This is a genomic window from Nocardia lijiangensis NBRC 108240, from assembly GCF_001613045.1.
Lineage (GTDB): Bacteria > Actinomycetota > Actinomycetes > Mycobacteriales > Mycobacteriaceae > Nocardia > Nocardia lijiangensis.
Map to the genome: position 1 here is coordinate 1 of NZ_BDBP01000152.1, position 10,927 is coordinate 10,927.

12 protein-coding genes are annotated in these 10,927 nt (G+C 70.3%); 4 read left to right on the forward strand and 8 right to left on the reverse strand.

Annotated elements, in window-relative coordinates:
* Positions 1 to 1,321, reverse strand: a 1,321-nt coding sequence (locus NL1_RS34350; RefSeq protein ID WP_156095183.1) for a TIR domain-containing protein, incomplete at its 3' end; no start/stop codon positions are given.
* Between the two features lie 138 nt (positions 1,322 to 1,459).
* On the opposite strand from NL1_RS34350, the gene NL1_RS34355 reads away from it, so the two are divergent.
* Complete coding sequence (locus tag NL1_RS34355; RefSeq protein WP_067848694.1) at positions 1,460 to 2,755, forward strand: ArsB/NhaD family transporter; 1,296 nt, start codon at positions 1,460 to 1,462, stop codon at positions 2,753 to 2,755.
* A 19-nt stretch (positions 2,756 to 2,774) separates the two neighbouring features.
* Here the strand turns inward: NL1_RS34355 and NL1_RS34360 are convergent, their stop codons facing one another.
* From NL1_RS34360 to NL1_RS34390, 7 genes are all read right to left on the reverse strand, one after another.
* Positions 2,775 to 3,650 (reverse strand): inositol monophosphatase family protein, encoded by an 876-nt coding sequence (locus tag NL1_RS34360; protein ID WP_067848697.1) that lies wholly within the window; start codon positions 3,648 to 3,650, stop codon positions 2,775 to 2,777.
* On the reverse strand, positions 3,629 to 4,315 hold the full coding sequence (locus NL1_RS34365) for a hypothetical protein (protein WP_067848700.1): 687 nt from the start codon (positions 4,313 to 4,315) through the stop codon (positions 3,629 to 3,631). Before NL1_RS34365 ends, NL1_RS34360 begins: the two co-directional genes overlap by 22 nt.
* Positions 4,315 to 5,205, reverse strand: coding sequence for a hypothetical protein (locus NL1_RS34370; RefSeq protein ID WP_067848702.1), 891 nt, complete (start codon positions 5,203 to 5,205; stop codon positions 4,315 to 4,317). The genes NL1_RS34365 and NL1_RS34370 overlap by 1 nt, the downstream gene beginning before the upstream one ends.
* Positions 5,206 to 5,515: 310 nt before the next feature.
* Positions 5,516 to 5,779 carry a YciI family protein gene (locus tag NL1_RS34375; protein ID WP_067848705.1) on the reverse strand — a complete coding sequence of 88 codons (264 nt, stop codon included), beginning with the start codon at positions 5,777 to 5,779 and terminating at the stop codon, positions 5,516 to 5,518.
* Positions 5,776 to 6,285: a transcription antitermination factor NusB gene (gene nusB, locus NL1_RS34380; protein WP_067848712.1), complete on the reverse strand. Its 510-nt coding sequence runs from the start codon at positions 6,283 to 6,285 to the stop codon at positions 5,776 to 5,778. Before nusB ends, NL1_RS34375 begins: the two co-directional genes overlap by 4 nt.
* Before the next feature lie 100 nt (positions 6,286 to 6,385).
* Entirely contained in the window at positions 6,386 to 6,949 is a 564-nt protein-coding gene (efp, locus tag NL1_RS34385; RefSeq protein WP_067848708.1) for an elongation factor P, read from the reverse strand.
* A gap of 34 nt (positions 6,950 to 6,983) precedes the next feature.
* A complete protein-coding gene (locus NL1_RS34390; protein ID WP_067848710.1) occupies positions 6,984 to 8,111 on the reverse strand; it encodes a M24 family metallopeptidase in 1,128 nt (375 codons plus the stop codon).
* A 289-nt stretch (positions 8,112 to 8,400) separates the two neighbouring features.
* On the opposite strand from NL1_RS34390, the gene NL1_RS34395 reads away from it, so the two are divergent.
* The 3 genes from NL1_RS34395 to NL1_RS34405 all read left to right on the forward strand — a co-directional run.
* Entirely contained in the window at positions 8,401 to 8,853 is a 453-nt protein-coding gene (locus NL1_RS34395) for a prepilin peptidase (RefSeq protein ID WP_067848714.1), read from the forward strand.
* 194 nt (positions 8,854 to 9,047) lie between these two features.
* Positions 9,048 to 10,256: a chorismate synthase gene (aroC, locus tag NL1_RS34400; protein ID WP_067848716.1), complete on the forward strand. Its 1,209-nt coding sequence runs from the start codon at positions 9,048 to 9,050 to the stop codon at positions 10,254 to 10,256.
* Positions 10,253 to 10,927 (forward strand): shikimate kinase (locus NL1_RS34405; RefSeq protein ID WP_084511371.1); only part of this gene is annotated, 675 nt, incomplete at its 3' end. The genes aroC and NL1_RS34405, both read left to right, overlap by 4 nt.

Genomic DNA, 10,927 nt, shown 5'->3' on the forward strand with positions numbered 1-10,927 from the left:
GTCCGCCGGGACCGGGGCCGTGCAGCAGCAGGTGCAGCCGGCCGCCGAGCAGCCGGGACAGCGTCTCGGCGTCGCGCAGCAGCGCCGGATCGTGCGCGGCCGCCGCGGAGCCTGGCACCGGATCGTGCCGCAGCACGCCGACGCGCAGCCAGCCCAGTTCCTCGAAGGCGCGCAGCCGTTCGGCGAACCAGGCGGCCTGCGGTTCGCCGATGCTGCCGTAGTCGTCCTCGGCACGGTGGGTCGCGGCCATGGTCGAGTTCAGGCCCGCGACCACCACCCGCAATTCGGGGATCGGGAACAGGGTCCATGGCTGGCCGACGTCGAACACCAAGTGGTCCAGCCCCTGATAGAGCTCGCCGAACAGCCGCGCGAACTGTTCCAGCTTCGGGAAGTACGGTGGCTGCGGGGTGCGTTCGCGCGCCTCGCAATTCAGGAAGTAGGCGTGACAGGCCACCTTCGACACGTCGTGGTTGCCGGGCACCACGATCAGCCGGTCGGGTTCCAGGCCGAGCAGCACCCGCAGCCCCGTCAGGAACGACAGCGCCTCGTCCACCTCGCGCGGCCGCCCGGATTCTGTCAGATCGCCGCTCACCACGATCAGGTTCGGTCGCGGCGCACCGCGGTCGACGAGGTGGGTCACATTCGCCCAGATCCTGGCCTGGAGTTCGCGCGCGGTGGCCGGTTCGTCGCGCCCGAACAGGCCGCGCCCGAAGCGCGGCCCCGCCACGTGCAGCACGCTCACGCCCTCGCGGTGCTCTTCGTGCCCGCTGCCGGGAAAGGCCGGGGCCGCAACGGGAGTCCGTCGGCCGAGCGCGGATTCCACCGTGTTGTCGTGCTCCTCGTCGGCGAACGGCGCCAGTGCGGCCGGGCCGTCGTGCGGGAAACCGGGCTCGACCCGCGGCTTGGCCCGGCCCACGAGCATCTCCGACACCCGGTCAAGCAGCGTCCGCCGCGCTTCCTCGGCGGTCGTGACGTTCAAGAGATCGAGGTAGGTGAGAGTGGCGAGCAGTCCCTCCAGCGCGCAGTCGGCGATGCGCACGGGCAGCAGCTTGCCCGGATCGGTGCGGAAGGCGGCCTGCCACTCCATGGTCCCGTAGCGCGAATTCAGGTAGTTGTCCGAGAGCACGGCGATGACCACCGTCGACTCGCGCACCCCGCGATCCATGAAGTCGATGAAGTTCGTCCCCGGCACGAAATCCCAGGCCTGGATCAGGGTTCGATACCCGGCGGACTCCAGCTGCCAGGCGAGCCAGGTCGCCCACCGACCGTCCGCCGGGGAGTAGCTGATGAAGAAGTCTCGTGCCCGCCCCTGCTCTGTCACGCCCCCAGTATGCCCCGCAGCTCCCGGCGAGGGATGCCGAAAACAACTGGCACCGCACGCATCACGCCGCGCGCGTCGGCGGTTTCATCGGTCGGAGCACGGCGCGGATGCGGGTACCGCGGCGCGCCGGATGCAATCATGAATTACGTGCCCGATCATGTCGACTCCGCGCCGTGCCCCACGTCGCCGCCCGATGCGGCGGCGCCGGACCGCCCGCGCAAGGGGCTCGGCTTTCGATCCGTCCTTCGAAGTCTCAGCGTGCTGGATTGGGTGCGGCTCGGACTGCTGGCGGCCGGGCTGCTGTGCGTGCTCACCGGTCTGCTGCCGAGAGACGAGGCCGCCGAGAACATGCGCCGCATCGGTCCGCTGCTGCTGTTTCTCGGCAGCGTCATCGTGCTGGCCGAATTGACGAGGCAGGCGAAGGTTTTCGATGTCATCGCGCACCGCGTGGCGATCCTCGGGCGCGGAAACTACGCGGCGCTGTTCGCGTTGTGCGTGCTGTTCGCCTCGGCGACGACCATCCTGCTCAATCTGGACACCACCGCGGTGCTGCTGACGCCGGTCATGCTGGCCCTCGCCGCGCCCGCCCGCATTCCCCCGCTCCCCCTGGCGATGACCACGCTGTGGCTGGCCAACACCGCCAGCCTGCTGCTTCCGGTGTCGAACCTGACCAATCTGCTGGCCGCCGACCGGGTGGCACTGCACGCCACCGAATTCGCCGCCAGAATGTGGGCTCCGCAGCTCGTTTCGATCGCGGCCACGATGCTGTGCCTGTGGCTCTGGTTCTGGCGACGCGACCGCCGCGGCAGTGACCGCTACGTTCCGCCGGAGCCGGTCCGTCCGCGCGACGCGAAGGAACGCGCACTGCTCTACGCGACGGCCGGGGCGTGCCTGCTGTTCATCGTCGCCATCCCGATCCTCGGCGAGAGCATCGGCATCGCGGCGGTGCTGGCCGCGGCGATCGCGGTCACCGCGTTCGCGCTGCTCGACCGTTCGGCGCTGCGCTTCTCGCTGATTCCCTGGCAGCTCCTGGTTTTCGTGGTCGGGCTCTTCCTGGTGGTGCCGACGCTGAGCCGCCTCGGCCTCTCCGACGTGATGCACGCGCTGATCGGCGACGACGCGGGCGCGGCGGGCGCCTTCCGCGCCGCGGCGGCGGGGGCGGCGCTCTCCAACGTCGCCAACAACCTGCCCGCCTACACCGCCGGTGAGGCGGTGGTGCCGCCCGAGAACGGAGATCAGCTGCTCGCCTTGCTGATCGGCACCAACGTCGGCCCGGTCGTCACCCCGTGGGCGTCGCTGGCCACCCTGCTCTGCCTCGAGTTCTGCCGCACCCACGGCGTGCGCGTCCCGATGACTCGCTTCGTCCTCACCGGCCTCGGTCTCGCGCTGCTCGCCACCACGGGCGCGGTCGCCGCCCTGCTGATCACCGGCTGATCGGAGTTGCCCGTCCGGATCAGCCGCCGAGGCCGGTCACGGTGACGTCGGCCGCGGACTTCACCAGGAGGGTCAGATCGGAGAGCATGTCGGGCCGTGCGGCGAGGAAGCTGATCTCCTGGCCGATCGGCTCGATCCGGTCGTCGAGCGGTTCGCCGTCGAAGCCGGTGACGGTGATGCCGGATTCCCGTGCGATGAGACTGCCCGCGGGCAGATCGACCACACCGGCGCGATAGCCGACGAAGCCGTCGATATGGCCGCGGCTCAGCATGATCCAGCACAGCAGCGGCGACCACAGCTGAATGAGCCGCCGTGCGCCGGATTCCAGGGTGAGGCGCAGCGCGCGGGCCGTCGGATCGGTGCGGGCAACCGGATAACCTTGCAGCCAGGCCAGAGTCGGCCCGGCGAGCGGCGGCGGTGTCTGCGGCTGAAGCAGCGGGCCGTCCGGACCGGTGGCGCCGTCCCCGCGTTTGGCCGACCAGGTGCGTCCGGTGGTCGGCTCGTGGACGACGCCGAACACCGGAATCCCGTGGTGGCACAGGGCGATTCCAATGGAGTACACCGGCAGGCCGATGGCGATGTTGTTGGTGCCGTCGAGCGGGTCGACCACCCAGCACCACGCCGCGTCGGCCCCCTCGAGCAGCCCGGACTCCTCGGCCAGGATGCGGTGGTCCGGGAACGCGTGGCGCAGCCTGCCCACGATGATGGCCTCGGAGCGCAGGTCGAGGGCGGTGACCAGATCGCCGGAGCCGCCCTTGGGACGTACCTCCAGCGCGCCGCTCAGTCCGGCGTGGATCGCGAGCCCCGCCTCGGCGGCCGCGGCGATCGCAATGTCGGCGGCGAGGTCTACGACGGCGTCGTTCGGCGCCACATTCAGGGTGTTGCCGGGTCGCATCGCTCCTCCAGGTCTTCGGGCAGGGATTCGTCCGTCAGGCGCTCCAAGATGCCGCGGGCCAGCGCAGCGGTCTCCGCCTCCGTGCACGCGACGCGGTGCACCCAATGATCGTCGACGCCGAGCGCGCCGAGCGACAGATCGGGTTCGCCGGGCCGGTACTCGCCGAGCACCAGGGTGGCCGCGGCGCCCGGCACCTCGGACACGTGAAAGACGCCGTGGCGCAACGTGTACACATCGCCGCCGCGGAAGAACTCCCTGGACCGCACGCGGTAACCGGCCAGCCGCGGCGTCGCGCGCACCAGATCGCCCTCGGCGCCGCTGTGCACCTCGAAGATTCGGTGCGTCGGCTGCGCGGGCGCGGTCACCTCGATGATCTCGTTGACCACCGTGCCGTACAGCACGCTGCTCACCAGGTCCCAGCTGTGCGCGTGCATCGTCGACGTGGTCGGGTGTGGCCGCGCGCCCGCACTCCAGACGTGCAGGCACACCCCGAGCGCGCCCCCGCGCCAGACGGGAAAACACGCAAACCCCAGCGGATGTCGTACCGCGGCCGCCTCCGTGCGGCCCGCGAGCAGATCCGCGAGATAGTCCCGCGCCCAGCCGCGCACCGCGGTCCCCGCCCGGTCGGCGGTGATCAGGGAGCGGAGCTCGGCGTAGGCGTTCATCAGTAGGGATTCCTCGGCTGCAGCGCGCGGCGCACGACGTCGGCCACGTCGCGGTCGGTGTAGGAGGTGGGCAGGCTCAGGCCGAGCGCGTCGAACAGGGCGCGCGCCTGATCGACGGACGGCTCGTCGGCCAGCGGCAGTTCCTCGCTGCGGCTCAGCGGGACCTGGCGGGTCTGTTTGAAACTGGCGACCAATTCGCGGTTGAAGTCGCGGTAATAGGGCTTGTCGCGCTCGAACATCAGCGCGGGGGTGTTCGGATTGTCCTGGGTGACGATGACGCAGCTCGAGGACAGGTCCCAGCGGAAGGTCGTCATCACCGAGGAGAGCCCGACGTCGATGGTCAGGAACGTGAACCGCTGCCGGTACCAGCAGGCGGCGAGCACCGTCGCGAACGCCTCCTTGCGGGTGCGGTCGGTGGTCCACTGCTCGCCGGTGCGGTCGGCCTCGGGCGTGAGCGAGGAGCGGAACTGCGCGTAGGTCTTGCACAGCGACTCGTTGGCCGGGTCGAGGATCTCCACTTGCATACGCAGCGGCCGCTGTTCGCGCCGGGCGTTCTCCACGCACGCGCGCAGCGTCACGGCTCGGATGTAGGTTCCGGTGCCGCCCTTGAAGATCCACTGTTCGGTGTCGCGACGAGCCAGGGTGTGCGCGTGCCCGATCTCGGGGCCGTAGAGCAACCGCACCGACGTCGCGTCGCGCACCGCCTGCGCCGACAGGTGCCGGTCGCGCAGCAACGTGGTCGCGAGCAAGCCGAGTACCAGCAGCACAACGGCGTTCACCTGCTCGATGTCGATCAGGTCGAGCACCGCGAGAAGCCCGACGATCAATGCGAGCACCAGCGCGACCACGCCGTCGATGTTGGTCCGCAGCCAGCTCAGCAGCCGTGCCATGCACCGCCCTCCCCTGTGGTTTTCTCCAGGATAGGCGCAGGCGCGTCGCCGGGCGAGGTAACGCCGAGACCCGTACCCGGCGGATTCGCCAGTCGCACAAGCGCGGTCGCGCGCCAGGGCATGACCCGCGCCACAGTGCATTGACCTCGAGCGCACTCGAGGTATCAGGATCACAGACGTGCCCGTCACCGGATCTCCGGTCGACACCGGCGGCGGGCGCCACCCCCGACCCGGGACACCGCAGACGTCCCGGTGGGCTCCCGCCGGGCCATGTACACCCACCGGCGGGAGCCGGATCGGGCGGCGCCGATCAAGCGGAGACGGTGATCTCCCACTCGTACACGGTGAGTTCCGAAGCGCCGGTGGTGTGCACCGGGTCGGCGTAGGCGATCGCGCGGGCCGCCGCGAGATCGTCGGCGCGAATGACGTACGCCCCGCCGGTGCCGTCGGTGAAGCGGCCGCTCTCCACGAGCTGCCCGCGTTCGACCAGCCCGTTCAGAAACTCCTTGTGCGGTTCGATGACGGCCGGGTCGAAGCGCGGCGTGCGCATGACCATGACCAGGTACTTGTTCACGCCTCGGGTTCCGGGCGCGGGGCACGGGTCGCCGCGGCGGCCGCGCGCACCTGCGGTGCGACCAGCACGACCTGGCCGAGCACACCGTTCACGAACGACGGCGAGTCGTCGGTCGACAGCTCCTTGGCCAGCTCCACCGCCTCATCGACGGCCACCACGGGTGGAACATCGTTGGCGTGGAACAACTCCCACACGGCGATGCGCAGGATGGCGCGGTCCACCGCGGGCAGCCGGGACAGCGTCCAGTCCTGCAGGTAGGACTCGATGGTGCCGTCCACGCGGTCCAAGTCGTCGGCGACGCCCTCGACCAGGGTCCTGGTGTAGGCGTGCACCGGAGCGACGGTCTGGTCCTTCGCGGCCAGGTCGACACGCTCGTCGAGCAGCTCGGCGGCATCGACGTCGCGAGCCTCCGCCTCGAACAGCAGGTCCACGGCGCGGCGCCGGGCCTTGTGCCGGGCGCCCAGCTTCTTGAACGTGGATTTCTTGTCTGCGGGCTGTTCCGCCACGGTCACATCATCCCCGTCGTTGGAGTATCAGGGCGGCAGGAGCGCCCGCCACGGTGGTCCTGCCACCGGGCCTCGCACTCCCGCCGCGAGCGACCGGTGATCAGGCGTTGACCCGGCCGAGGTAGCTGCCGTCGCGCGAGTCGATGCGCAGCTTGTCGCCGGTGTTGATGAACAGCGGCACCTGCACCTCGGCGCCGGTCTCCAGGGTGGCGGGCTTGGTGCCGCCGGTGGAGCGGTCGCCCTGCAGGCCGATGTCGGTGTGCTGCACCACGAGCTCGATGGAGACCGGGAGCTCGACGAACAGCGGCTCGCCCTCGTGCACGGCCACCTGAACGGCCATGTTCTCCAGCAGGAAGCGCGCACCCTGGCCGATGGTGGCCTCGGTGATCGAGAGCTGGTCGAAGGTCTCGCCGTCCATGAAGATGTAGTCGGAGCCGTCGTGGTACAGGTAGGTCATATCGCGACGATCGACGGTCGCGGTCTCCACCTTGACACCCGCGTTGAAGGTCTTGTCGACGACCTTGCCGGACACGACGTTCTTCAGCTTGGTCCGCACGAAGGCGGGGCCCTTACCCGGCTTGACGTGCTGGAACTCGACGATCTGCTGGAGCTGACCGTCGATCTTCAGCACGAGGCCGTTCTTGAAGTCGCTGGTGTCCGCCACTGTCTTCGGATCTCCTGTTCTCAGGTAACCGGCGTCAGTCGACGACGGTCAGGTCTTTGCTGGTGTGGGTGAGCAGTTCCGGGCCCCCTTCGCGCACCACGAGCGTGTCCTCGATTCGGACGCCGCCGCGGCCGGGAAAGTACACACCTGGTTCGACGGTCACCGCCACGCCGGATAGAAGTGTACCGGTTCCGTTTTTCATGAGTCCCGGCGCTTCGTGGATGCGCAGGCCGACGCCGTGCCCGAGACCGTGCACGAACAGCTTGCCGTGGCCCGCCGCCTCGATCACCGAGCGCGCCGCCGCGTCCACCTCGCCCGCCTGCGCGCCGGGCCGCAGCGCCTTGCGCCCGGCCCGCTGCGACTCCACCACCAGGGAGTACACCTCGCGCTGCCAATCGGACGGACGGCCGAGCACGAAGGTGCGGGTCATATCGGAGTGGTAGCCGCCGACCACCGCGCCGAAATCGATCTTCACGAAATCGCCCGCGGCCAGCACGGCGTCGGTCGGGCGGTGATGCGGTATCGCGGAATTGGCGCCCGCGGCGACGATGGTCTCGAAGGAGACGGCCTCGGCGCCGTGCTCGTACATGGCCCATTCCAGGTCACGCGCGACCTGGCGCTCCGTGCGCCCCGGACGCAGTCCGCCGCGCTCGAGCAGCGTGGCCAGCCCGGCGTCGCCCGCGGCGCAGGCCTTGCGCAGCTGTTCGACCTCGTAGGCGTCCTTCACCATGCGCAACTGCTCGACCAGGCCGGGAGTGGCCACCAGCTCCAGCCCGGTCTTCTGCTCGACGAAACCGCGATGCTGGTCGACGGTCACCACGTGGCTCTCGAAGCCGACCCGGCCGAGCTGCCACTCCCCCGCCAGCTCCACGATCCGCCGCGCGGTGGCGCGGGCGATCTCGGCGCGCACGTCGGGCGCCTGCTCGCCGACCTGGCTGCGGTAGCGGCCGTCGGTGCCGATCACGGTGCGTTCCTCGGCGTTGCGCATATCCCAGGAGTACACGAGCAGTGTGGCGTTGGAACCGGTGAACCCGGTCAGATACCTGATGTTCACCAGGTCGGTGACCAGCAGCGCATCGACCTCGTTCTCCACGAGCAGACTACGCAGCGCGCCGCGGCGCGCCGCGTAGTCGGGCCCGCGGCCCGCGTGATCAGCTGACATGGGTCAAAGTTACCGCCGACACGCCGTGGTGCGGCACTACAACACCGAACCGTCACCTCCGCCGGCCGAACGGGCGGCGGGTGAACGGGGCAATTCGGACGCGATCGCCGCGTCGCGGACGGGCCGCCGCATCACCGGCGACCAGGGACCCGTCGAAGCCGTCGAGCTGCGCCCGGACACCGCGGCGTCCCGGCAATTCCGATCCGATCGATGTTCACATGCGCTGAGGTTATGCACATTTCGTATCGACGACGGCGAAACACCCGGGAAATCAACAAGGGTGGATCACATGCCATACATAGCGTTCGCCGTGCTCACGGGATGGTGTGCGGTGCTGAGCCTTTTCGATCTTCGACAGCGCAGGCTGCCCAACGCCCTCACCGGAGGGGGCGCGCTGGCCGTCTTCGGATACGCCCTGTTCACAACACAATTCACAGCCGCGGCGGTGGGGGCGGCGCTCCTCGCCGCGCCCTATCTGGTGGTGCATCTCGCCGCGCCCGCCCGCCTCGGCGCGGGCGACGCGAAGCTGGCGGTAGGGCTCGGCGCGGCCGCCGGGTTGGGCGGAGCGCAGGCGTGGGTGTGGGCGGCGCTGGCCGCGCCGGTGTTCACGGCGGGCGTCGGCCTGGTGATTCTGGTTCGCGAGTGGATCGCCCCGGGTGTGCGTCTGCGTTCCGGCACCGTGGCGCACGGTCCGTCCATGTGCCTTGCGACGCTGATCGCCTTGGCGGTGCCGAGCGGGTGATGCGCGGTTGTCGCCGACAAGTGCGGTGGTCGTTCCCTGGCGAACCGCGGGCAATGCCGAGCGGGGTGTGCGTCTCGCGGCCGAGCGGCGATACACAGGAAGACGACTCGCATGCGGTTCGCCCCGATGACGTGCCCGTGATCACGGCGGACCGGATGCGGGTCCGACCGCGCCGACATGGAAGGATGGACAGCGTGCTGCGCTGGATAACTGCCGGAGAATCCCATGGTCCCGCCCTCGTCGCCATGCTCGACGGGATGGTCGCGGGTGTCGAAGTGACGTCCGAGGACATCTCCGCTCAGCTGGCGCGCCGCAGGCTCGGGTACGGGCGTGGCGCCCGGATGAAGTTCGAGGCCGACAAGGTGACGATGATCGGCGGCGTGCGGCACGGGCGCACCATGGGCGGCCCGGTCGCCATCGAGGTGGCCAACTCCGAGTGGCCCAAGTGGACGACCGTGATGTCCGCCGATCCCGTCGATCCCGCCGAACTGGCCGACCTGGCCCGCAACGCTCCGCTGACGCGTCCCCGGCCGGGTCACGCCGATTACTCGGGCATGCTCAAGTACGGCTTCGACGACGCGCGCAACGTGCTCGAGCGGGCGAGCGCGCGCGAGACGGCCGCCCGCGTCGCGGCGGGGACCGTGGCGCGCAACTTCCTGCGCCAGGCCTTCGGCGTCGAGGTGGTCTCGCACGTGGTCTCGATCGGCGCCGCCGCCAACACCACCGGCGTGACGCCCACCGCCGCGGATCTGGACGCCGTCGACGCCAGCCCGGTGCGCGCGTTCGACGCCGACGCCGAGGCGGCGATGATCGCCGAGATCGAGGCCGCCAAGAAGGACGGCGACACCCTCGGCGGCGTCGTCGAGGTGATCGTGGAGGGTCTTCCGGTCGGCCTCGGCTCGTTCGTCAGCGGCGAGAACCGCCTCGATTCCCGGCTGGCAGCCGCCCTCATGGGGATCCAGGCCATCAAGGGCGTCGAGGTCGGCGACGGTTTCGAGACCGCGCGCAGGCGCGGCAGCCAGGCCCACGACGAGATGCGTCCCGGCGCGGACGGCGTGCTGCGCTCCACCAATCGCGCGGGCGGCCTGGAAGGCGGCATGACCAACGGCGAACCGCTGCGGGTGCGCGCGGCCATGAAGCCGATCTCCACCGTTCCCCGCGCCCTGTCCACCGTCGACATGAGCACCGGCGAAGAGGCCGTGGCCATCCACCAGCGCTCCGACGTGTGCGCCGTGCCCGCCGCAGGCGTGGTCGCCGAGGCGATGGTGGCCCTGGTGGTCGCCCAGGCCGCGCTGGAGAAGTTCGGCGGCGACTCGCTCAACGAGACCGTCGAGAACGTCACCAGCTACGTCAAGCGGATCGGCACCCGCCCGCACGTCCCGGCGGACAGTCGGCCGCAATGATCGTGCAGACCGATCCGCGCGCACCGCGCGTGGTGCTGGTCGGACCGCCGGGGGCGGGGAAATCGACGATCGGCCGCAAGCTCGCCAAGGAACTCGGCGTCGACCTGTACGACACCGACGCGGGCATCGAGCGCGAAACCGGCCGCACCATCCCCGAAATCTTCGCCGCCGACGGCGAACCGGAATTCCGCCGGATCGAGGAACGCGTGGTGCGTCGCGCCATCCTCGCCGAACGCGGCGTGGTCTCGCTCGGTGGCGGCGCGGTGTTGTCCAAGGACACCCGTGCGCTGCTGCGCAACCGGACGGTGGTGTACCTGGAGATCAGCGTGGCCGAAGGGCTGCGGCGTACCGGCGCGAGCAACCAGCGCCCGCTGCTCAACGGCGACGACCCCGGTGCGAAGTACCGGGAACTGATGCGCAAACGCCGCCCGCTGTACCGCGAGGTGGCCACGGTGCGGGTGCGCACCGACGGGCGCAGCCCCGGCCGTGTGGTGCGGATGATCCTGGACAAGCTGGGCATCGAACCGGCCGCGCCGAGCGCAGACCCCGAACCCGAAACCACCGCGACGGCCGACGGTACCGTCCAGACGCCGGAAGGTCAGGGCAGCAGCCGATCCCGAGCTCGCCGCCGGGCCAGGGCCCGCGCGGCCGCCCGGCGTGCGGCGGCCAAG